Source organism: Sphingobacterium faecium, assembly GCF_003054045.1.
GTDB lineage: Bacteria > Bacteroidota > Bacteroidia > Sphingobacteriales > Sphingobacteriaceae > Sphingobacterium > Sphingobacterium faecium.
The window spans coordinates 197953-221344 of record NZ_QBKH01000004.1 but is presented as its reverse complement, the minus strand read 5'-3'; the positions used below and the strand labels follow the sequence as shown (position 1 = coordinate 221344).

At 36.6% G+C, this 23392-nt stretch carries 24 protein-coding genes; 16 read left to right on the top strand and 8 right to left on the bottom strand.

The annotated features are described in order from the left end of the window. Window positions 1-3: 3 nt before the first annotated feature. From C8N37_RS12640 to C8N37_RS12615, 6 genes are all read right to left on the bottom strand, one after another. Entirely contained in the window at window positions 4-612 is a 609-nt protein-coding gene (locus tag C8N37_RS12640) for a sulfite exporter TauE/SafE family protein (RefSeq protein ID WP_108159223.1), read from the bottom strand. A gap of 92 nt (window positions 613-704) precedes the next feature. Then, a complete protein-coding gene (locus tag C8N37_RS12635) occupies window positions 705-1328 on the bottom strand; it encodes a Crp/Fnr family transcriptional regulator (RefSeq protein WP_108159222.1) in 624 nt (207 codons plus the stop codon). A 9-nt stretch (window positions 1329-1337) separates the two neighbouring features. Beyond that, window positions 1338-1751: a DUF6691 family protein gene (locus C8N37_RS12630; RefSeq protein WP_108159221.1), complete on the bottom strand. Its 414-nt coding sequence runs from the start codon at window positions 1749-1751 to the stop codon at window positions 1338-1340. A 9-nt stretch (window positions 1752-1760) separates the two neighbouring features. Beyond that, the gene (locus C8N37_RS12625) at window positions 1761-2252 is read right to left on the bottom strand and encodes a YeeE/YedE family protein (RefSeq protein WP_244914413.1); all 492 of its coding nucleotides are present in this window, start codon (window positions 2250-2252) and stop codon (window positions 1761-1763) included. Between the two features lie 153 nt (window positions 2253-2405). Beyond that, the gene (locus C8N37_RS12620) at window positions 2406-2840 is read right to left on the bottom strand and encodes a hypothetical protein (protein ID WP_108159220.1); all 435 of its coding nucleotides are present in this window, start codon (window positions 2838-2840) and stop codon (window positions 2406-2408) included. 78 nt (window positions 2841-2918) lie between these two features. Then, on the bottom strand, window positions 2919-4253 hold the full coding sequence (locus tag C8N37_RS12615) for a WG repeat-containing protein (protein WP_108159219.1): 1335 nt from the start codon (window positions 4251-4253) through the stop codon (window positions 2919-2921). A 601-nt stretch (window positions 4254-4854) separates the two neighbouring features. Between C8N37_RS12615 and C8N37_RS12605 the strand changes: the two genes are divergently transcribed. From C8N37_RS12605 to groL, 16 genes are all read left to right on the top strand, one after another. Then, window positions 4855-6372, top strand: coding sequence for a sulfatase family protein (locus C8N37_RS12605; RefSeq protein WP_108159217.1), 1518 nt, complete (start codon window positions 4855-4857; stop codon window positions 6370-6372). A 50-nt stretch (window positions 6373-6422) separates the two neighbouring features. Beyond that, entirely contained in the window at window positions 6423-7472 is a 1050-nt protein-coding gene (gene mutY / locus C8N37_RS12600; protein WP_108159216.1) for an A/G-specific adenine glycosylase, read from the top strand. Between the two features lie 18 nt (window positions 7473-7490). Beyond that, window positions 7491-7934 (top strand): single-stranded DNA-binding protein, encoded by a 444-nt coding sequence (locus C8N37_RS12595; protein WP_108159215.1) that lies wholly within the window; start codon window positions 7491-7493, stop codon window positions 7932-7934. A gap of 145 nt (window positions 7935-8079) precedes the next feature. Then, window positions 8080-9117 (top strand): phenylalanine--tRNA ligase subunit alpha, encoded by a 1038-nt coding sequence (pheS, locus tag C8N37_RS12590; RefSeq protein ID WP_108159214.1) that lies wholly within the window; start codon window positions 8080-8082, stop codon window positions 9115-9117. 197 nt (window positions 9118-9314) lie between these two features. Further along, window positions 9315-9890, top strand: coding sequence for a TetR/AcrR family transcriptional regulator (locus C8N37_RS12585; protein WP_045752845.1), 576 nt, complete (start codon window positions 9315-9317; stop codon window positions 9888-9890). Between the two features lie 34 nt (window positions 9891-9924). After that, window positions 9925-11334 (top strand): 23S rRNA (uracil(1939)-C(5))-methyltransferase RlmD, encoded by a 1410-nt coding sequence (gene rlmD / locus C8N37_RS12580; RefSeq protein ID WP_108159213.1) that lies wholly within the window; start codon window positions 9925-9927, stop codon window positions 11332-11334. A gap of 3 nt (window positions 11335-11337) precedes the next feature. After that, the gene (locus C8N37_RS12575; RefSeq protein WP_045752847.1) at window positions 11338-11733 is read left to right on the top strand and encodes a hypothetical protein; all 396 of its coding nucleotides are present in this window, start codon (window positions 11338-11340) and stop codon (window positions 11731-11733) included. A gap of 65 nt (window positions 11734-11798) precedes the next feature. After that, a complete protein-coding gene (locus C8N37_RS12570; protein ID WP_108159212.1) occupies window positions 11799-12560 on the top strand; it encodes a hypothetical protein in 762 nt (253 codons plus the stop codon). A 151-nt stretch (window positions 12561-12711) separates the two neighbouring features. Further along, on the top strand, window positions 12712-13392 hold the full coding sequence (locus C8N37_RS12565) for an OmpA family protein (RefSeq protein WP_244914412.1): 681 nt from the start codon (window positions 12712-12714) through the stop codon (window positions 13390-13392). Between the two features lie 153 nt (window positions 13393-13545). Beyond that, a complete protein-coding gene (miaB, locus tag C8N37_RS12560) occupies window positions 13546-14982 on the top strand; it encodes a tRNA (N6-isopentenyl adenosine(37)-C2)-methylthiotransferase MiaB (RefSeq protein WP_108159210.1) in 1437 nt (478 codons plus the stop codon). Between the two features lie 39 nt (window positions 14983-15021). After that, complete coding sequence (locus tag C8N37_RS12555; protein ID WP_108159209.1) at window positions 15022-16299, top strand: sigma-54 interaction domain-containing protein; 1278 nt, start codon at window positions 15022-15024, stop codon at window positions 16297-16299. A gap of 9 nt (window positions 16300-16308) precedes the next feature. Then, the gene (locus C8N37_RS12550; protein WP_108159208.1) at window positions 16309-16830 is read left to right on the top strand and encodes an LptE family protein; all 522 of its coding nucleotides are present in this window, start codon (window positions 16309-16311) and stop codon (window positions 16828-16830) included. Between the two features lie 10 nt (window positions 16831-16840). Beyond that, window positions 16841-17950 carry a hypothetical protein gene (locus C8N37_RS12545; RefSeq protein ID WP_108159207.1) on the top strand — a complete coding sequence of 370 codons (1110 nt, stop codon included), beginning with the start codon at window positions 16841-16843 and terminating at the stop codon, window positions 17948-17950. A gap of 13 nt (window positions 17951-17963) precedes the next feature. Continuing rightward, complete coding sequence (gene secG / locus C8N37_RS12540) at window positions 17964-18332, top strand: preprotein translocase subunit SecG (protein WP_108159206.1); 369 nt, start codon at window positions 17964-17966, stop codon at window positions 18330-18332. Between the two features lie 214 nt (window positions 18333-18546). Further along, window positions 18547-18822: a co-chaperone GroES gene (locus tag C8N37_RS12535; protein WP_021192191.1), complete on the top strand. Its 276-nt coding sequence runs from the start codon at window positions 18547-18549 to the stop codon at window positions 18820-18822. Between the two features lie 88 nt (window positions 18823-18910). Continuing rightward, window positions 18911-20545 carry a chaperonin GroEL gene (groL, locus tag C8N37_RS12530; RefSeq protein WP_108159205.1) on the top strand — a complete coding sequence of 545 codons (1635 nt, stop codon included), beginning with the start codon at window positions 18911-18913 and terminating at the stop codon, window positions 20543-20545. Between the two features lie 82 nt (window positions 20546-20627). On the opposite strand, the gene ggt is transcribed toward groL, so the two are convergent. Beyond that, a complete protein-coding gene (ggt, locus tag C8N37_RS12525; protein WP_108159204.1) occupies window positions 20628-22328 on the bottom strand; it encodes a gamma-glutamyltransferase in 1701 nt (566 codons plus the stop codon). Between the two features lie 2 nt (window positions 22329-22330). After that, on the bottom strand, window positions 22331-23386 hold the full coding sequence (locus tag C8N37_RS12520; RefSeq protein ID WP_108159203.1) for a hypothetical protein: 1056 nt from the start codon (window positions 23384-23386) through the stop codon (window positions 22331-22333). Between the last annotated feature and the right edge of the window lie 6 nt (window positions 23387-23392).

Below are 23392 nucleotides of genomic sequence, written 5' to 3'. Positions count from 1 at the left end.
TGCTCAATAGACCAAAGGCTGTATTGATTGCGATGATAATAAAGACGCTGCGGTGGCTTGTTTAATGGTGTTGCCTAACAAAAGTATAAGTGCGGGGACAATGATAAAACCGCCGCCTGCGCCTACCAACCCTGTTAATATACCGATCAAAAAACCAATAGATATGATCAATATGGTGTTATTCTTGTATGTTTTAACTTGATGTCGATCATCGCGATTTTTGATCATGGCTAGGGCTGATGCAATCATGATGATCGAAAAAAGGCTCATGATGATTTGATCTTTATGCATCATAATCTGATAAATTTGAAAATGCTCGGGAATGCTTGGGAGTATGTATTGCTTGGTGATGTAAACAGATATTAATGATGGAAGGATAAAAAATAAACTCATTTTGAGATCGATCTCTTTTTTTTGCAAGTGAGAGATTGAACCAATAAGCGATATTGTGCTAATCGTAAATAACGAATAATCTAATGCCTGCGCTGGTGCTAGATGAAATAGATAGACAAATATGGGTAATGTTAAAATACTGCCGCCACTCCCCATAATACTCATCGTGAGACCTACAGCAATTGCTAAAATATATCCAAAAATAAGTGATAACTCCATATTTAATTGTTTGTTTTATCAAAGTTACCCTCTTATAAAATGATAAAAGGTAACATAGGTTACCTTCGATATTTTAAGCATTGAAATGACAATTAAAGCAGATTGATGTTATTTCTTTGTAAAAGAATTTTTCCTTGATTTTCTAACGATTTTAAAATTCGGGATACGACCACACGAGATGTATTGAGGTCATTGGCAATGACTTGATGAGTGATCTCTATCTTTTGTGAATTACGGATCGATGCTTTTTCTTTTAAATAGTTCATGATGCGAACGTCCATCTGTGAGAAGGCTATATTATCGACAGTACTCAGCAGTTCATTGAGTCGATTGGAATAGCTTTCTAATACGTAATTCCGCCACGTTTTATAAGTTCCCATCCAGCTATCGAGGTACTGATTGGGAATCATCGTGACGGTGGTATGGACATCAGCAATAGCGCGGATTTCACTTTTTTTTGTGCCGATACAGCAGGCTATAGATAGGGCACAGGTATCGCCTTTCTCTAAAAAATATAACAACAGTTCGCCCTCCTTTTTATCTTCTCGAATAATTTTTATGACACCATCTAAGACCAGGGGCATAGCTTTAATGTATTGACCAATGTCCATAATGATTTCTCCTGCTTTGAACTGTTTAACCACAGAGACTTCTTCAATCTCTGCGATTAATTCTTTTTCAAAACTTCCTGAAAATGCTTGTTGAACTGTTGTCATGTGCTTAAATTAATGCGGTAATTTATTTTGAAGAAGCCCATAAATCCATGTACCTATAAGTGCAAAGATAAGCACTATAGCTAAGGTCCAATATCCAGCACCTAGAAGTGCAAACATGGGCCCAGGACAAGCGCCGGTCAACGCCCATCCTAATCCAAAGATAGTTCCTCCGAGTAGATAGCGTGTGATGCTTTTCTTTTTATCAATAAATTGGATGGGTAAGCCATTAGTATCTTTCACGTTCTTTCTTTTTATAATCTGAACAATGAGGATGGCAGTGGTTAATGCAGTACCTATAATTCCATACATGTGAAAGGATCTAAACTGGAACATTTCATATATACGATACCAGGATGCTGCCTCCGACTTGTAAAGGATGATGCCGAATAGTATTCCAATTAATACAAACTTTAACTGTTTCATAGCTCTTTTTTAAAAGATAAGCGGAAAGATAAAATGAATCATGATGATGCCGCCGATAAAAAATCCAATCACGGCAATTAATGATGGTAATTGGAAATTGCTAAGACCAGATATCGCATGTCCTGAAGAACATCCTCCAGCATATCGTGTCCCAAATCCAATCAGTAATCCGCCAATACTAAGCAATAAGAATTGGAAAAGTGAGCCATCAAATAAAAATAGACTGTCAGGCATGTATCCCTGAAGTTTGTCAATAATACCTAATGCTTGCAAGTCCGCAATACTAGCGTTGTTTATAGCAGGTGGAGTGCCGTCACTGAGACAGAAGTGTGCTATGAACCCTCCTATTATAGTGCCTAATACAACCAATAGATTCCAAATTTGTGCTTTCCAGTCGAACCTGAAAAAGGAACTTGTTTTGCCTGCTCCAACAATTGAACACATCGTTCTCAAGTTATTGGACATGCCAAAATCCTTACCTTGCCTGAGCAATAAGTACATGATAAGCGCAATCAAAGGTCCTGATATGTACCAAGGCCAGGGTTTTTGAATAATTTCCAACATAATGATCCATCTAATGTCTTACAAAGTAAAGCAACATAAAGGAGAAATAGTGTAACTTGAGTTACACTATTTCTCCTTTTTAATTGGTGACTACATATCGTAATATTCTATTTCATTGTCTTTTAGCGTTTGGCAAAGACTTTTGAGATCATCTTCTGATTCGAATAACTTATTGCGCCAAAATCTAATATGACTACCTGTTTTTAGTTTTATTATAATCAAATTGCCTCCTGATCTTCTCAGGTTGCGCACATAGTCAATGGTGTCTAAAGATATGGTTTGACTGGAACTGCTGTTTTCCATTGTTAATTCTCCGTTATGAATGGTCCAAACGGAATGTTTTTTGGAGCACTTTACAGCGATGAAAAGGACCACTGGCAATGAAAATAAAGAGCCCATTATTTTCACGACTTCTGATAAAGGGAGTCTTGATACGATGTAAACAAGAATCAACACAAACAGCATCATGAGCAATATATATCTTCCTCGATGCAATGTTGCGATTTTAAAGCTCAATTTTTCCATGTTATGATTTTGCTACAAAGAAACAGAAACCTCTGCTAAAACAAAAATGAGACAGCTAAATGTCTCATTTTATTATTTTTACTCGTTGTCCATTTTTTGTACAAACTTGCCTTTGGTATCGATGTAGAAAAAATCTTCACCATTTTCAGAAACTAAGGAGAGTCCTGCATCAAATGGGGCAGCATATATGTATTTTGATGGGATGACCTGCTTTCCTTTTGCATCTATAAATCCATATTTTTCTGATCGCATATTGAGCCATAAATTTTCTCCGCCATTGGACAAGAAATCATATGCTTCGCTTATTTTCTTTCCTTGTTGATCAATTAAATAGTATTTATCTTGCTCTGAGATCACAGCGGTATTTGCTGAAAATTCGTGGATGAGTTCAAATTTGGTTGGAATAATAATCTTTCCACTGCTGTCAATGACGCCAGAACCTTGTTCGGTCGTGACTACAGCATGACCGTTTTCAAATTCCCGGGCATAAGCGTAGGTTGCTGGTATTACTACTTGCGCATGGATATTCATGTAGCCATATCGATCATTTTTCGAAAATAGGAATAGTCCATCTTCAGTACGTGCTAAATGTTCATACTGACAGGGAATAATTTCTTTGCCGTCATTGTTGATCAGTCCATAATGATTGCTGCCATCTACGACGACCGCGTAGCCTGCTATAAAGGCATGGATCAAGCTATACTTTGCAGGAGTTATTGCATTACCACTCGTGTCTGCTACTCCAATAAGTTCGGTGTCTTCATCATAATATGACTGCCTGTTTTCTCCTAGCTCTGTCGTCTCAAATGTGAAAGCTTCTTCCTCAACTTCCTCAAAATCTTTTGGTACTTCAAATAGAGTAGGGTTGATCGCTGTTGCTGTCACATGGATGGCTTTCATTTCCATTTCATAAGCGGAAATGGATAGTGCTGCTCCAGGTATTTTCTCTAAGTAGGTGTATTCTCCCCAATACATTTTTGGTAGTGCTGTGGTATACCATACTTCAATAAATGGTTTTTCTTCTTCTGTTCCAATAGGGATTTTAATAATTGCTTTTTTACAGGCATATCCAGCGATCGATTTGGATGCATTGGCGATGAATTCAATTTGAAAATCTTCGGGAGAGATCACTGCATCTTCTGTTGTAAGCCCTTGCACGTAATAGTTTTTATTGCTGTAATCTAAGATGTATGCGATCTGCTTCTTAAAATCAGAAATTTGGACACTTGTATCTATAAATTTATTTTCTATTCTTAAATAATCTTTAGTCAGATAAATATCTGCGACAGACTCTGCTTCTGTTGTGCTGTCAATATTTAAACCAAATTGAATTTTGAACATTTTCTCTTGTGCAGAAGAGCTGCTGACAAGAACAAATAAAAGAATAAGCGTTCTGAAGATTTTTATTTTCATTTTTAAGTGACTAATTTCTTGCGAAATTATGTTTTTTAATGATCTTTTCTATGATTAAATTGGATTCTATTTGTATATGATGTTTACTACGAATCGTTTTTAACCTATTAATGGGATATGGGTGGATAAATAATAGTAAAAAATTAAAGTAGTACCGAAAATGGGGAATGATTTATGAGAACTATTTTGTTCAATAAAAGACAATAATAAGCAATTAGATTTAATGAGATTATAATTGCATGCAACCTCAAATTTATCTAAGTTTGAAGTTCAATCAAACCAATCCTCTTATATCCTATGAAAAGAATAACATGGTTAATTGTTCTTTGTGTAGGAAGTATGATGGCTTTCGCGCAGCAAAAACCGAGAATTGTTGTTCTCATTTCTGATGATCAATCTTATCAAAATAGTGGGGCGTATGATTCTAAATTAGGAAATAATCTAAATATTGCCCGAATCCCATTTGAGATTCGATTTAATAAAATCTATGTAACAAATTTCTTTTGTGATCCCCGCGGGCCAATGCTATTAATGGGAACATATAATCATAGAATGTATTTAAGGACAATGAATCGATAATTATATTTAATCAACAGTTGTAATGAAATTTCTAAAGCACTTTGTTCTGGGTCTATGGACTATCATGAACTCCTTAACAGCGGTAATGGGACAACAAGATAAACCCAATGTGGTCTTGATCTATGTGGATGATTTGGGCTATGGTGACCTTGGTTGTTATGGCGCTGAAAAAATAAAGACACCGCATTTGGATGCGTTGGCTTCCGATGGGATTCGGTTTACAAATGGGCATGCGACAGCAGCAACTTGTACGCCTTCTCGATATTCTTTAATGACGGGCAACTATCCTTTTCGTCAGTCAGGAACGGGTATTCTGCCTGGCGATGCCAAATTGATCATTCCTCAGGATAAGATTACTCTACCGAGGGTGTTTAAGCAGGCAGGGTATCAAACGGCAGTGATTGGAAAATGGCATTTAGGATTGGGAGATCAAGTGGATAAGAATTGGAATGGAAGTATAAAGCCAGGACCTTTGGAAGTCGGTTATGATTATTCTTTTATTTTCCCCGCGACCGCAGACCGTGTGCCAACGGTATTTTTGGAAAATCATCATGTCCTTGGTGTAGACAAAAACGATCCGATTGTGGTTTCCTATCTTCAAAAGATCGGTCATGAACCTACAGGCAAGGAGCATCCGGAATTGTTGAAAATGAAAAATTCACTGAATCATGGGCATGATCATACTATTGTGAATGGTATTGGTAGAATTGGATGGATGTCGGGAGGTAAAGAGGCAAAATGGGTCGATGAAGAGCTTACTCTAACTTTTGCGGACAAAGCAATTCGTTTTATTCAAGATCATTATCAACAACCTTTTTTCTTAACGTATAATGCGACCGAGCCTCATGTACCTCGTATGCCTGCTACCATATTTAAGGGGAAAAGTGGATTGGGATACCGTGGGGATGCGATTTTGCAACTTGATTATACGGTTGGACAATTAGTCAAAACCCTAAAAGACAATCAAATTTATGAAAATACCATAATTATTTTTTCGAGTGATAATGGTCCTGTATTAGATGATGGATATGATGATGGAGCAATTGCTCAGCTGAATGGGCATAATCCATTTGGACCCTTTAGTGGTGGTAAATATTCGGCGTTTGAGGCTGGAACTCGTGTTCCTTTTATCATCACATGGCCAAAAATAATCAAGAAGGGTACTACTTCTGATGCTTTAATCTGTCAAGTGGATTTATTGAGTAGTTTTGCCTCTTTTTTGAATGTTAAATATGCTCGAGGAGAAGCTATTGATAGTGAGAATCATTGGAAGAGTTTTATGGGTACTGATCAGGTTGGTCGATCCTATTTGATCAAGTCTTCGGGTACATTAAGTGTGTTGAAAGATCATTATAAATATATCAAAGCGAGTAAAGGAGCGAAAAAAAATAACCTGGTGAATATTGAACTCGGGAATGATGATGTGGATCAATTATATGACCTGAATGTTGATAAAGGTGAACGGATAAATATTGCCGATCGTCATGCTCAAAAAGTTGCTGAATTGAAAAAAATCCTAGATCAGGAATTGACTAAATAATTGCGATGGAATAATTTGATAGATGCTTTAAAAAAGCGCAATTTTGCAGGATGTCATTTGCGAAGAAAATAATAGAGTGGTATCATGAACATCAACGTGATTTACCTTGGCGAAATACACGGGATCCTTATAAAATCTGGCTATCGGAAATTATTTTACAGCAAACTCGGGTAGAGCAGGGGATGCCTTATTACTTACGCTTTGTGGAGCGTTACCCTGATGTGTTGTCTTTTGCGAATGCTTCGGAAGATGATATTTTGCACTTATGGCAAGGCTTGGGCTACTATTCTCGTGGAAGAAATATGCATAAGGCTGCTGGCATCGTGCGTGATGAATATCAGGGTGAATTTCCTAAGGCCTATGATGAATTGATCAAGCTGCCTGGAATTGGCGAATATACTGCGGCGGCAATTTCTTCTTTTTCTAATGATGAGGCTCAGGCTGTTTTAGATGGTAATGTATTTCGTGTACTCGCTCGATATTTTGGGATTGATACACCTATAAATACTCCTGCAGGTAAAAAGATCTTTAGCCAATTAGCTAAAGAAAATTTAGACCGTACTTATCCCGCTTTGTATAATCAAGCAATTATGGATTTTGGGGCATTACAGTGTAAACCAAAGTCTCCACTGTGTCAACAATGCGAACTTCAATTGGATTGCTATGCAAAAGTAAATGATGTGATCGCTGATCTGCCTGTGAAAATAAAAGCTAAAAAAAGTAGAAATCGTTATTTTCATTACTTTATTATTCAGCGGGATGAAGAGATTTTGATGTCTAAGCGAGGTGCGTCGGATGTTTGGGAAAATTTATATGAGTTTCCTATGATTGAAACAAGCGAAGCTCTTGAGGGGATGTCCATAGCTGCTCATCAAGAGTTTTTGGACATATTCGGATCGGAGGTCCAGCTCACGTTGTTGCAGACGAATAAAAAACATATTTTGAGTCATCAACATATATATGCTACTTTCTATAGGTTATTAGATCCTAGAGGTTTGGAACGAAAAAAAATAAATTGGAATTATGTTTTATTAAAAGATTTGGATAAATTAGCTAAACATAAGCTCATTTTTTCTTTTTTAGAAACAGCTAAATTATAACCAAACAACTTTAATATTATGTCAGGAGTCAACAAAGTTATTCTAGTAGGCCATTTAGGCAAAGATCCAGAAATTAGATATTTAGATAATAATGTCTCTGTTGCGAGTTTTCCATTAGCAACATCAGAGAATTTTAATAGGGATGGGAAAAGAGTAGAGCAAACGGAGTGGCATACAGTTGTCCTGTGGCGCGGATTAGCAGATGTAGCCGCAAAGTATCTGACAAAAGGAAAATTGGTATATATTGAGGGACGATTACGAACGCGTTCCTATGAAGATAAAGAAGGAATAAGACGTTATTCAACAGAAATTGTCGCAGAGAATTTTACATTATTAGGTCGAAAATCAGATTTTGAACCTACTGCTGCTCCAGCGCAAACACATGCTGAAAAAATAGAAAATAAGGAAATCGAGGTTGATTTTACAGAAAATGAAAACGATAGTGATCCGCTACCGTTTTAGTCTTAATATTTGTTTTTAAGAAGAGCATCATTCAAAAGTGATGCTCTTTTTTTGTCATTATTTTTTGAGCCGAGTGAATAAATTTCAAGTTCTCTTATGAAAACCCTTTATCTTTTATAATATTTTGGTGTATCTTTGAATAATTATGTTGCAAGATAAAATAACGCAGTATACTGAGGAAATTAAGCAATTTGCCCCGACTTCTTCAGCTGATGTAGAAAATTTCAGATTGAAATTTTTAGTTTCAAAAGGTATTGTTAAAAATTTGTTTGATGAATTTAAAACGGTTTCTATAGAAGAGAAACGTGTTTTAGGTATGGTATTGAATGAGTTTAAACAATTTGCTGAAAGAACTTACCAAGAGGCTCAGGAAAAATTTGGAGCAAGTAAAGCACAGGTTCAAAAAAGTGAAGGTGATCTTACTTTGCCTGGTCAAGGTCTTAAATTAGGATCTCGTCATCCACTTTCTTTAGCTCGCAAAGAGATCGTTGAGATCTTTAAGAAACTAGGTTTTATTGTTTCAGAAGGTCCTGAAATTGAAGATGATTGGCATAATTTTTCGGCGTTGAATTTTCCGCCGGAACATCCTGCTCGCGATATGCAAGATACGTTTTTTATTAAGAAACAAGAAGGCAATGATATCACTTTAAGGACGCACACATCATCTGTTCAGGTTCGTTTAATGGAGGCTGGCAAGCCACCTTTCCGTGCTATTATGCCAGGGCGTGTGTATCGTAATGAAGCGATTTCTTCTCGTGCGCATTGTTTCTTTCACCAAGTTGAAGGACTTTATGTAGATGAGCATGTTTCTTTTGCTGATTTAAAACAAACATTGTTTCACTTTGTTCAAGAATTATATGGAGAGGGTACGAAAGTGCGCTTCCGTCCTTCTTATTTCCCTTTTACAGAACCTTCTGCTGAAATGGATATTTCATGTACAATTTGTAAAGGTGCAGGTTGTCAGTTATGTAAATATTCAGGATGGGTAGAAATATTAGGTTGTGGTATGGTTGATCCAAACGTTTTAGAGAACTGCGGTATTGATAGTACAAAATATTCTGGATTTGCATTTGGTATGGGTATTGAACGTGTGACCAATTTGAAATACGAGATTAAAGATTTAAGATTATTCTCTGAGAATGACGTGAGATTCTTATCTCAATTTGAAAGTGAAATCATTTAGATGTTAGAAAGAATACTTTATTTTATCACATTACTTACGGTTTTTGTCAAGCGATTGCTTACAGAACGAGTAGGTAATGTGATTCTTTTTTCTAACCAAAAATGTATTCTCGCTAATGGATCCATTTATATTTATTGGCTAAATCAACCGGTCATGTGCCGTCTAATTTCTCCACTTAATTTTTCAAGCTAATTATTATGGAAGCGGAGAAAATTATTGAATCTATCAAAAGGGCTGCTCGAGAGCTATTTCGCAAGTATGGTTATAATAAAACCAGTGTGAATGAGTTGGCAAAACGGGCAAATGTGGCTAAAGCTACATTTTATAAATACTTTGATAGTAAAGAATTAATTCTACATGCGATCTTGATGGAATATATTCAAGAGAATGTCAAGGATATCTTAAAAAAAAATGTGGGTGAAGAAGACTTGGCAGTTTTTCTTGGAAACACCATTCTCAAAGTTAGCCGTTTGACTTATACGGTGTGTAATGAGTTTGTAGGTTGGGAGTTTATTCGTGAGTCTGCAAATGCGCAGGAATATTTAAAAACATTATCTGATGACCTAGAGCTTTTATTACTTAGCTCATTTATTCAGCATGATAATATTGCCGCTTCTATTCCTGAAAAGAAGTTGACTTTCTTAATTAAAACAAGTAAAAATATTGTTTTCTCATTTGCATTTACAGCCGTTACAGAAGCTGATGTGCGTAAAAATTTCATTTCTTTCCAAAAGGAAATTCTTCCTTATTTAGTTCACGCAACTATTCATTAAAATTCTGATCAAAAAAGCGTAATTTTGCGCCAATATGAGAAGAAAAAGTTCACAAGAAAGATTAGTTTTCAACGATATCGAGATTATTGATATTGCAGAAGAAGGCAAGGGTGTTGGTAAAACAGATGAATTGGTATTGTTTGTAGAAAAAGCAATTCCAGGTGATGTGGTTGATGTGGAATTACTGCGTAAAAAGAAAAGTTTTGGTGAAGGTCGTATTCAGACATTGAAGAAAGCTTCTGAACACCGTGTTGAACCTTTCTGTGAGCATTTTGGAGTGTGCGGTGGATGTAAATGGCAGCATATGACGTATGATGCGCAACTATTGTTTAAACAACAGTCTGTCGAAAATGCGCTTACACGTATAGGCAAAGTGGATACTTCGTCTATGGAACCCATATTGGCTTCTGGACAAACCGAATATTATCGTAACAAATTGGAATATACGTTTTCAAATAAGAAATGGTTGACTTCTGTTGATGATAATGTGGACGGGATGAATATGGATGCTCTTGGATTTCACGTACCAGGCAGATTTGATAAGATTTTGAATGTTAACCATTGCTACTTACAAGAAGATCCCTCAAATGTATTGCGCAATAGCGTGCGCGAGTTTGCTATAGCAAATGATATTTCTTTTTATGATTTGCGAGGACATAGTGGCGTATTGCGGAATTTAATCATTCGTATTTCTTCAACAGGCGAATTAATGGTGATCGTGGTATTTGCTTATCCAGAAGAAGGACAGGTGGAATTGCTCATGTCTTTCATTCAAGAAAAATTTCCGTCAATAACTTCTCTTCTTTATATTATTAATCAGAAAAAGAACGATACTATTTTCGATCAGGAAATAGAGATCTACAACGGTCGTGATTTCATTTATGAAGAAATGGAAGGTCTTAAGTTTAAAGTCGGACCAAAATCATTCTATCAGACAAATTCGGCGCAAGCTTATGAATTATATAAAATAACGAGAGATTTTGCAGGATTGTCTGGTCACGAGCTTGTTTATGATTTGTATACAGGTGCGGGTACGATCGCCAACTTTGTTGCTAAATACGCAAAAGAAGTAGTTGGTGTGGAATATGTGCCTTCAGCTATTGAGGATGCAAAAATCAATTCTGAGATTAATGGTGTTAAAAACACCAAATTTTACGCTGGCGATATGAAGGATGTGTTAACAGCTCATTTTATCGCGCAGCATGGTAAGCCTGATGTAGTGATCACTGATCCTCCTCGTGCGGGCATGCATACTGATGTGGTGGCAAGATTATTAGAAATGGAGGCTCCTAAAATCGTTTATGTAAGTTGTAATGCGGCAACTCAGGCACGCGATTTGACATTGTTGGCTGAGAAATATGATGTGGTTCGGATAAAACCTGTTGATATGTTTCCGCATACACAGCACGTCGAAAATGTTGTTTTATTAAAACTAAAGGGATAAACTATGGAAATGGAAGAATGGTTTGGAGCATCGAAAAATAGTGAAGATGAAAGCCAAAAATCAAGTCCTCTAAAAAGTTTAAAGATCGATTTGGATTATTATAGTGATTCAATCAAAGAAATATCGCTAGAAATCATGGCTGAGGGATTGTCTGCTTATCCCATTTTTATTGCCCACCAGCATGTCGTGAATGTCGGTGAGCTAATTCTTGATCATGTGGAACTTAAAACAAACTGGAGTATCAATGCTTCAACTTTTGAAGAGTTTGTCGAGTCAAACATTATTAAAGAAGATAGAAAGGATGCATTTATAAAAAAATATAAGCGTGCTCAAGACTTTATGTGTTTGTTTGTTGTGGTGCCAGAAGGAGCAAATTTTGTCTTCTATCCGTATAAGTAAGCATCTTAAATATTTAAACTTTTTTAACATATGATATGTCAAACAATGATTACTTTTATTAATATATGTATAGAAAATTAATTTGCCATATCAGCATCCTAAGCTTGGTGTTCTTGTTTTTTTCGGGAACACATGTTTATGCACAACAAATACAGCGCATTTCGGGGATGGTGTTTGAAAAGGGTACTTCTTTACGTCTTCCTGATGTGAATGTATTAAATATTAGAACAAAAAAATCTGTTGTTTCCAATTCTTTTGGTGTGTTTTTAATTGAGGCTTCTATTGGTGATAGTTTGTCTTTCTCAAAAGTTGGGTATTCGGAAGCTAAAACTTTAATAGGAGATTTGAAAGATTTCTATGTGGAGCTCCAACCTGGAATTAAATTGGAAACGGTTATTATTGAACGGAAGACGAAGGAAGCAGAGTTAAATGAGGCGATGCGGGATTATCAAAAAAAAGGCGTCTATAACGGAGGTAATAATAAATTTGGTACTTATCTCGCTAGTCCTGCTACTGCTCTCTATAATCTTTTCGGACGTGAAGCAAAGAATGCGAAGCGTTTTGGTCGTTTTTTAGACAGTGAAAAAAGACAACTTGAGGTTGATAAGGCTTTTTCTAAAGATGCTGTTCGAGAAATAACAAAATTAGATGATAAAGATTTGGAGTCTTTTATGCGTATTTACAGACCGTCGTATGAAACAGTGGAGCATTGGCAACATTATGACTTTCTAGAGTATGTACAGCGTTCTTTAGTTGATTTTAATAAAAATGGAAGACCTGAGGGGCTTACTTTGCCAGATATTGAGGTGAAAACGCAAGAGAAATAATGAGGTTTAATTTTCCTCTTGTCAATTTCTGTCTATATTTTTGTTACTAAAATTAGCCCCCACAGGTTAATATTTGTTTTTTGGCATTTGGTTTGTTTAATGTTGAAATAGAATACAAGAAAATATTACTTTAGATATTAAAATTATGAAAATGAATAAGAAGTTGGCTGTTTTTGGTCTTACGGTGGCTACATCAGCAATGTTATTTGGAAGCTGTTCAACAATTCAAAATACAAATAATACAACAAAAGGTGGCGTAATTGGTGGTGTTGCGGGTGGTGCTTTAGGAGCATTAATAGGAAATAAAGCAGGTAGTACTGCTATTGGTACTATTGCAGGTGCTGCTATCGGTGGCGCTGCTGGCGTATTGATTGGTAAGAAAATGGATAAGCAAGCTGCAGAGATTGCTAAAACTGTTGAAGGTGCTGAAGTAACACAAGCAGGAGAAGGTATTGTTGTGAAGTTTGATTCAGGAATCTTATTTGATTTTAATAAGTCTGACTTGAAAGCTTCTGCAAGAGAAAATATTAAAAACTTGGTTGCAACTTTAAATAAAGAGCAAGGTACAGATATCCTAGTTATTGGTCACACAGATAATGTTGGATCTTTAGATGCGAATCAAAAAGTTTCTGAAAATCGTGCAAATTCAGTTCGTGCTTTCGCTGTTTCTCAAGGTTTAGCTTCATCTCGTATTCGTACGGAAGGAAGAAATTTCTCAGAGCCTTTAGAGAGCAATGATACTGAAGCGGGTCGTGCTGCAAATCGTCGTGTAGAGATTGTAATCGTTGCTGGTAATCAAATGAAACAAGAAGCTAAGAACCAAGCTAAATAGGTCTTCAAATAATTTATATTATTATAGAAGCGCTGATTGATCATCAGCGCTTTTTTTATTGGATGTTATATTCATATACGTGCAATATTAATATGACAAACTGTCATCAATCCAATATTTATTCCTAACTTTGTGGTCTTTGAATTTTGAGCTATGTTAGATTTAACGCATACAACTAAGGAACATGACGAAACACGTCAAGGTGAAGCATTATTAATTGAAAATAATGTTGAGAAAGGTCATGGACGTAAATTATATATCGAGAGTTATGGTTGTCAAATGAACTTTTCGGATAGTGAGATAGTAGCTTCTATCTTACTTGAAGATGGATTTGAAACGACAAAAAATTATCAAGAAGCAGATGTTGTATTTATCAATACCTGTTCTATTCGCGAAAATGCAGAGCAACGTGTACGTAATCGATTGAAAGAGTTTGAATTTGCAAAAAAAAGCAATCCAGGCATGATCGTAGGGGTATTAGGTTGTATGGCAGAACGATTGAAAGCTAAATTTTTGGAAGAAGAAAAATTAGTGGATGTTGTCGTAGGTCCTGATGCTTATCGCGACTTACCTAATTTAATCGCTCAGGTTGATGGTGGTAATCGATCTGTCAATGTATTACTATCTCGTGAGGAAACCTATGCTGATATTAATCCTGTTCGTCTGAATACAAATGGTATTACTGCATTTATATCGATCATGCGTGGATGTGATAATATGTGTTCTTTTTGTGTTGTACCATTTACCAGAGGTAGAGAGCGTAGCCGCGATGCTGAATCCATTGTGAAAGAAGCACAAGATCTATTTAATGCTGGATATCGCGAGGTGACTCTATTGGGACAAAATGTTGATTCGTATAAATACACAGCTCCTGCTGTGGAGGGACAGGATGCGATTGAGCCTGTTAATTTTGCTAATCTATTGGCACTAGTAGCAGAGGTTAATCCATTATTGCGTGTGAGATTCTCTACTTCACATCCCAAAGATATCACAGACGAAGTGCTTTATACCATGGCAAATCATGATAATATTTGTAAATATATTCACTTACCGGTACAGTCTGGAAATTCGAGAGTGCTTGAATTAATGAACCGTACATATGATAGAGAATGGTATATTAACCGTATCGATGCCATTAATCGCATTATTCCGGGATGTGGTATTTCAACGGATATCATTACCGGTTTTTGTACTGAAACGGAAGAAGAGCATCAAGACACGATCAGTATGATGGATTATGTCAAGTATGATTATGCTTTTATGTTTGCTTATTCAGAGCGTCCAGGGACATTAGCTGCTAAACGTTATGCTGATGATATCCCTGAAGAAGTTAAAAAAAGCCGTTTAACAGAAATTGTTGCAAAACAGAGAGCGCATAGTTTTGAGCGTTTACAACAGTTTGTAGGTAAAAACCAACGCATTTTAATAGAGGGTTTTTCAAAACGTTCGGATAAAGATTTTGCTGGTCGTAATGATCAGAATGCGATGGCCATTTTCCCCGTAGATGAGCGCTTTAAGGCTGGTGATTATGTTACTGTATTCATTGAGTCATGTACTTCTGCTACGTTGTTGGGTAAAATAGTTGACTAATTAGGATTTAATATAGGTCTTTATTATTAAATTTAGAAGATGGATAATCAAGATATTAAGAATCGATTTGGAATTATAGGTAATTCGCCTTTGCTTAATAGAGCTATTGATATTGCTCGCCAAGTAGCGCCTACCGACATTTCGGTATTGATCCAAGGTGAGAGTGGTAGTGGTAAGGAAGTTTTTTCACATATTATTCATCAATTAAGTGCACGTAAGCATGGTGCTTTTATTGCCGTAAATTGTGGTGCTATTCCTGAAGGAACAATTGATTCTGAATTGTTTGGGCATGAGAAAGGCTCTTTTACTGGAGCGCATGAGGCTCGAAAGGGCTATTTTGAGGTTGTTGATGGGGGGACTATCTTTTTGGATGAAGTAGGAGAATTGCCTTTGGGTACTCAAGCACGATTATTACGTGTTTTAGAATCTGGAGAATATATCCGCGTAGGATCTTCTAAAGTACAGAAAACGAATGTTCGCGTTGTTGCTGCAACAAATGTTGAGGTCTTTAATGCCGTCCAAAACGGTAAGTTTCGAGAAGATTTATATTATAGGCTCAATACAGTGCCGCTAAGGATACCATCGTTACGTGAAAGACCTGAGGATATTTATTTGTTATTTAGAAAATTCGTCGTTGATTTCTCTGATAAATATCGATCTCCCAGTGTACAATTGACAGAGGATGCTCAAAAATTGTTGAAGACATATAGTTGGCCTGGAAACGTGCGCCAGTTGAAAAATATTGCCGAGCAAATTGCTGTTCTTGAAAAGGAACGCGTAGTTGATGCTCGCATTTTGCAAAATTATCTTCCTTCGGAAAGTCGCTCGACACTTCCTGCTGTAGTGGCTAATCAAAATGGGAAAGACGATTTTTCAGAACGTGATCTTTTGTATAAAGTGCTCTTTGATATGAAAAAGGATATGGTCGATTTGAAAAAATTGGTTGTTGAACTGATTCAAAATGGTGTAAATCCTGCCACTTTTGATGAAAATTCGCCTTATATCAATCGTCTTTATCAAGAAGTGGAACCCAGTAAAGAGCGCCTACAAGATCATTTAACATCCTCTCCACAAACGTTGACTATTCATCAACCTAACGTGATGAAAGGCAATAACGGTCAAGATGGATATTTAAATTATGATACCCAAGATGCTGAAGAGGTGGAAGAGTCTTTATCTTTAACAGAGAAGGAATCTGATTTAATCAAGAAAGCGCTTAAAAAACATCGCGGTAAACGTAAAGCTGCAGCGCAGGAGCTGGGTATTTCGGAAAGAACTTTGTACAGAAAAATTAAAGACTTAAATTTAGATTTATAAATTCCGTTTATGAAGAAACTTAAATCAAGTTGGTTACCTGTTTTAATGACCATGGCGATGTTATTTTCTGTAACAAGTTGTGGCGTGAAATATAGCTTTACGGGGGGATCAATCCCTGACGGTATGAAAACTGTGAGCGTATTGTACTTTGAGAATATTGCTTCGATGGTTTATCCGACCCTAAGTCAGAATTTTACAGAAGCGTTAAAAGAACGGATTCGTAATCAATCTAGGCTAAGTCAGGTCAATGATAATGCTGACGCTACATTTGAAGGTTTTATTACAGATTATAGCATTAGTCCTGCTGCTGTAGAGGCTGGTACGGATCGTGCTGCATTAAATCGTCTTTCCATAACGATTAAAGTAAGTTATCACAATAAAATTGTAGAAAAGGACAATTTTGAACAGTCTTTCACCAGATTTAAAGATTTTTCTGGACAATTGCAATCGGCTCAAGAGGAAACATTGAATAAAGAAATTATTACGATGTTGACGGAAGATGTGTACAATAAGGCATTTGCTAACTGGTAGTAGTTTAACTATGGAAAATAAACGAATTTCAGAAGATATAAACTTATTTCATCAAGCGATCAATAATCCGTTGTCGCTTTCGGAATCTGATTTATTGTCATTGATTGCCAAATTTCCATATGCACAGTCTCTTCGTTTTGCTTACGAAAGACATCTTTATTTGTTAAATAGGGAGGTGCATAATATTTCCTCTACTTTATTATATGCAGCCAATCCCAATTGGCTATATGAATATCTACATAAGGCTGCTCCTGTTGAATGGATTGATGAGGTGGAGTCTGCTGATGACTACATCGCTTTTGAAGATACCGTTGAGGAAGAGGATATTGTTGAGGACGAGGATATTGATATTGTTGAGGACGACCAACTTGTGGTCGGTACAAATGAAGATAAAGGGAAGGAAGAGTTGGATGCGCTGATTCAATCTGGTGTTGCACATGATTTCTTCCGGTTAGAAAAAAGTGATCTTGATCAAGAGAATGATGGGACCGAACCAGATATTTTAGAGCTATCTTCGGTTTCTGTTATTGAATCTGTGGAAAATCCAATTTCGGTTACAAAAGAACAAGATGAAGAGCGTGTCAGTGTATACGACGATGAGTTAATGCCCTATAGTTTTCTATGGTGGTTACATAAAACACGTCTAGATCACGCGGAGACGTATCAACCCTTTTTGAAAGCTCCAGTTTATCATGCGCAACCTGCAGAACAGCATGTGACGCGTTTTAAACAGAAAATCGATGCACAGGTATTGGATCAACAAATTCGAGAAAATATATTTCATCTGCAATCTCCGGAAGTTAAATTGAGTGAAGAGTTTAAAAATACGGTTCCTTTTCAAGTAGAGAAGAAAAATACGGATCATTTGATTGAACGGTTTATCAAAGAGGATCCTCAAATAAAACCGCCACCTGCTGATAAGATCAATTTGGAGAATAAGGCGCGAAAAAGTTCAGAAGATCAATACTCTTTGGTAACTGAAACGTTAGCCCGCATTTATATTGAGCAGGGATTATATCCTAAGGCTATAGAGGTTTACAAAAAATTAGTTTTGAAATATCCAGAAAAAAATGCGTACTTTGCGTCGGAAATTTTAAATTTAGAAAAGAAATTAACTTAATACATATAAAGAAATGCAAGGAATATTAATTGCTCTTATAATTTTGGCTAGTATTTTATTATCATTTTTAGTTTTAATACAAAATCCAAAAGGAGGAGGTTTATCATCAGGATTTGCTGGTGGAACTAATATTATGGGTGTAAAACGTACAGGTGACTTTTTAGAAAAAGGTTCTTGGGGATTAGTGATTGCGATCATGGTTTTTTGTTTAGCATTCAATATTGTGGCTCCAACATCAACAGCTACTGTGGGTGGTGGTTTGGGTAATCAAATTGAGGCTCCTGCTCAGGCAAGTCCTTTGAACTTAAATAACACACAACAACCGAGTGCTCCAAGCCAACAAGCTCCTGCACAGAAATCAGTGACGGATTCAACTAAATAAGTTGTGCTATAGAAATTGAAAGCCTCCGAGAAATCGGAGGCTTTTTTTTGTTGTCAGTTTTGGACAGTGACAGCCTGACAGCGAATAGGAATGAAACCTGCCAGTCTATTCTTTTTCGATGCAAATTTGTCTCAAAAGTCTGTTCTTGGTGCTTTGGCATAATTGCTGATGAAGTTTATATATCATTCAAAAAAAACTAAAAATAAAATATATTATGGCATTAAACATTAAACCTATCGGTGACAGAGTAGTAGTTGAAGCTGCTCAGGCAGAAGAAAAAACAGCTTCAGGATTATACATCCCTGATACAGCAAAAGAAAAACCATCTCAAGGAATCGTTGTAGCAGTTGGAACAGGTAAAGTTGACGAACCTTTAACTGTAAAAGTTGGTGATAAAGTTTTATATGGTAAATATGCTGGAACTGAAATTACTGTTGAAGGTAAAGAGTATTTAATTATGCGTGAAGCTGATATTTACGCAGTTATTTAATTTTTTTCAGATAGAATTTAAATGTAAACAGATTTGATTACTTGACATCGAATAAGAATCAAATGATAATTTCAAAAATTTAAAGATAATGGCAAAACAAGTAAAATATAACGTTGAAGCACGTGAAGCACTTAAAAAAGGTGTTGATACATTAGCAAATGCAGTAAAGGTAACTTTAGGTCCTAAAGGACGTAATGTCATCATTGAGAAAAAATTTGGTTCTCCAGTAATCACTAAAGATGGTGTTACTGTAGCTAAAGAGATCGAATTGAAAGATGCTCTGGAAAATATGGGTGCTCAGATGGTGAAAGAAGTTGCATCAAAAACTGCTGATCAAGCGGGTGATGGTACAACTACTGCAACTGTTTTGGCTCAAGCTATTGTGGCTCCAGGTATTAAATCTGTAGCAGCAGGTGCAAATCCAATGGATTTGAAACGTGGTATTGATAAAGCTGTAGCAGCAGTGGTAGCGAACTTAAAAGCGCAATCTCAAACTGTTGGTCAAGACAATAATAAAATCAAACAAGTAGCATCAATTTCTGCAAATAATGATGAAGTTATCGGAGCTTTAATTGCACAAGCAATGGAAAAAGTGGGTAATGACGGTGTTATTACTGTAGAAGAGGCTAAAGGTACTGAAACTGAAGTAAAAACAGTAGAAGGTATGCAATTTGACCGTGGTTACTTATCTCCATATTTTGTAACGAACTCAGATAAAATGGAAGCGGAATTAGAAAACCCTTACATTTTAATCTATGATAAAAAAATCAGTAACATGAAAGAATTGTTGCCGATTTTGGAAAAACAAGTTCAAACTGGTAAACCATTAATCATTATCGCAGAAGACTTAGACGGAGAGGCATTAGCGACTTTAGTTGTGAATAAAATCCGTGGCTCACTGAAAGTGGCTGCTGTTAAAGCTCCAGGATTTGGTGATCGTCGTAAAGCCATGTTGGAAGATATCGCTATCTTAACAGGTGGTACTGTAATTTCTGAAGAAAGAGGTTTCAAATTAGAAAATGCTACATTAGAAGATTTAGGTCAAGCAGAGAAAGTTGTTGTTGATAAAGATAATACAACAATCATCAATGGTGCTGGTAATGCGGAAGATATTAAATCTCGCGTTGCTCAAATCCGCTCTCAAATTGAAACAACTACTTCTGATTACGATCGTGAGAAATTACAAGAGCGTTTAGCTAAATTATCAGGTGGTGTTGCTGTTCTTTATGTAGGTGCTACTACTGAAGTAGAAATGAAAGAGAAGAAAGATCGTGTTGATGATGCTTTACATGCAACTCGTGCAGCTGTAGAAGAAGGTATTGTTGCTGGTGGTGGTGTTGCTTTCATTCGTGCTACTGATGCTTTAAAAGGCTTAAAAGGTGCTAATGAAGATGAGACTATCGGTATCGAAATCATCAGACGTGCTATCGAGGAGCCTTTACGTCAGATCTGTTTCAATGCTGGTATCGAAGGTGCTGTTATCGTTCAGAAAGTGAAAGAAGGTACAGGCGATTTCGGTTACAATGCTCGTACTGATGTATTCGAAAACTTAATTGGTGCTGGTGTAATCGATCCAACTAAAGTTTCTCGTGTAGCTTTGGAAAATGCTGCTTCTATCGCTTCTATGTTGTTAACAACAGAGTGTGTATTAGCAGATGAGCCAGAAGAAAATAATGGTGCTGGTGCTCCTCCAATGGGTGGTGGCATGGGCGGAATGATGTAAGATCATTCTTCTTAACGTAATAAAATAAAAAATCCCGTTACAACTTGTAACGGGATTTTTTATTTCATCCTGTTGATGAATATTAGTATCCTGCAGCAGTATCGTCTCCTCTGGGATCAGCTCCTGTCTGCAGTTTTCTGTTTGGTAATACTATAATATTTTCTACTCTTCCAATATTGCCACGTGGAGAAATTTTGTATCCTGAGTTTTCTAAACTTTTTCTCACTTTTGATGTTATAGCTTTTTTCTCGACGTCAATTTGATCGGGTAGCCATTGGTGATGAAAACGGGGGGATGTGACGGATTGTTGTGCGTCTTGATGAAAGTCAATGACATTGACGATAGTTTGGAAAACGGAAGTCATAATAGTCGATCCACCTGGTGTGCCAACAACCATATAGAGTTTATGATCTTTTTCTACAATAGTTGGAGTCATAGAACTTAACATTCTTTTGTTGGCTTCTATCGCATTGGCTTTGCCACCAACAAGACCATAAATATTAGGAACTCCTGGTTTTACCGAGAAGTCATCCATCTCATCATTTAGAATAAAACCAGCACCAGATACAAAAACTCGCGAACCATAGGAGTTGTTTAATGTGGTGGTGATAGATACGGCATTTCCTTCTGGATCTACAATGCTGAAATGGGTGGTTTCTTCTGATTCATATCCTGGAAATGGAGCTGCTTTTACATCAGAGCTTGCTGTTGCCCGAGTTAAATTTACCGATTTTAACCTGTTACTATTGAAAATAGAATCTGTCAATTCTTTTACGGGTACGCGAATGAAGTCTGGGTCTCCGAGATATGTTGCTCTATCTGCATAGATCCGACGTTCTGCTTCAACCATAACCCGGATGGTAGAATCACTTTGAAATCCCCATTTGGATAATGGAAATTGTGCTACAGATTGTAAAAGTGCTACTAATGCTGGTCCACCACTAGAAGGAGGTGCCATACAGATAATTTTGTGTCCGCGATAGTATCCTGTAATTGGCTTACGCCATACGGCATTATAATTAGCCAGGTCATTATGGCTGATGATACCATTAGCGCTCTTCATCTCTTTAACAATCAAATCTGCGGTCTCACCTTTATAAAAACCATCGCGACCTTGCTCAGCGATTCTTTTAAGCGTATTCGCGAGATCCGGTTGTTGAAACACATCATCTTTTTTCCATGTTGCTGATCTGATAATAGGAGCACCATTGGGATTATATTTTTCAAAACTTGCTTTAAAATGGTTAAATTCTTCTGCTTGTTGTTTGGTTATTTGAAAGCCATTTTGTGCCAATTCAATGGCTGGAGCGAGCAATGTTTTCCAATCTAGTTTTCCATATTTACGATGGGCTTCAACCATTCCGGCAACAGAACCTGGTACACCGGCTGAAAGGTGTCCATAGACGCTTAAATTTTCGATGACATTCCCCTGTTTATCTAGGTACATGTCAGCATGGCCTTTTTCAGGAGATTTCTCTCTAAAGTCTAAAGCATTGATTTCGCCTTTGCTGCTTCGATAAACCATAAAACCGCCACCGCCGATATTGCCGGCATTGGGATATACCACTGCCAAAGCAAATTGTACTGCTACAGCAGCATCAATAGCATTTCCGCCCATTTTTAAAACATCTACACCTACTTTTGATGCTAATGGATGTGCGGTAACAACTGCTGCTTTGTCAAATGTTTCTGGTTTTTTCTTTAGTTCGTGCGATACACTACACGACTGAATGACTACAGCAGCACTTAATATTACTAGGTATAATCTACTTGATCTTTTCATCTCTAATCGGTTACGGGTTGTATTTTCTCAAAATTTCCATCTAAATGGTCAATTTTTATTTTGTATTTTCTAACATTTGCAGGCCCTGAACCCATTCCAACACCGATCATTCCTCCTCCAAATCCTGAACCAACGGATGCGGAGACGAAGATGTTGGCACTATTTTCAGTCGCTAATCCGTAAAAATAGTATTCATCATTTTCCATGACTAGTGGATAGTATCCATAGGTCGTGGAGATAAACGTTTCATCATTGTCCACTATAGCATAGATCTGTGAATCTTTAAGTTTTACTTTTTTTCCTTTTTCATTCGTATAATAATAGTACTTAATTCTTCCTTTTTTATCTTTTTCATCTAGAAGAGGATAATCTGGTTTTTGAAATTTGAGGCTTTCATAGTTCATATATATACCGTCTACAAGATGTTCTGCAGCATATAAAGGTAATTGTTCTTTCTCTTTATAATCGATGTTCTGAAGATCTTGGATGGTCAAAGCATCAGTTCCAACATTCGGTGTCTTTAGGTTTGACCGAATGAATGTGTCAATAATAAGGCTTCCTTTTTTTAATAATTTATTGGAAACATCTATCCCTGAAACTTGAAAGCTGCTGTCGATGCGACTAATTGGGTGATAGTAGTTTCCTTTTTTTTGATAGAGATTGGCCCTAAAATCAAAAAAACCTTTTTCTTTCAATCCCCCACCTATTTCGGAAAAAGATAGCCTACGAATCTGCAAGAGCAAAGTATCTTTTTGCGTACTTTCCAAGGTAATGATTTCTAAGTAATCTTGTAGTTGAGTTTCCAGAGAGGGAGTAGCCACAACCTTTGCTGATTGCCCAAAAAAGCCTTTATTAATGATGCCATAATGGGTGGTGTCTTTTCTGGAATCTAGTACGTATATTTTTTGAAATAGACTTTCCATGACCAGGTCTTTGGCATCATATTGAAATTTGAATTCTTTGTCCCTGTCTTGTGCAGACACGTGTGTTAGTCCAATAAGTAGGATGGAAAATAACACATAATGTTTTCTTTTATGTAGGTATTTCGTAAAGTTCATTTTCGA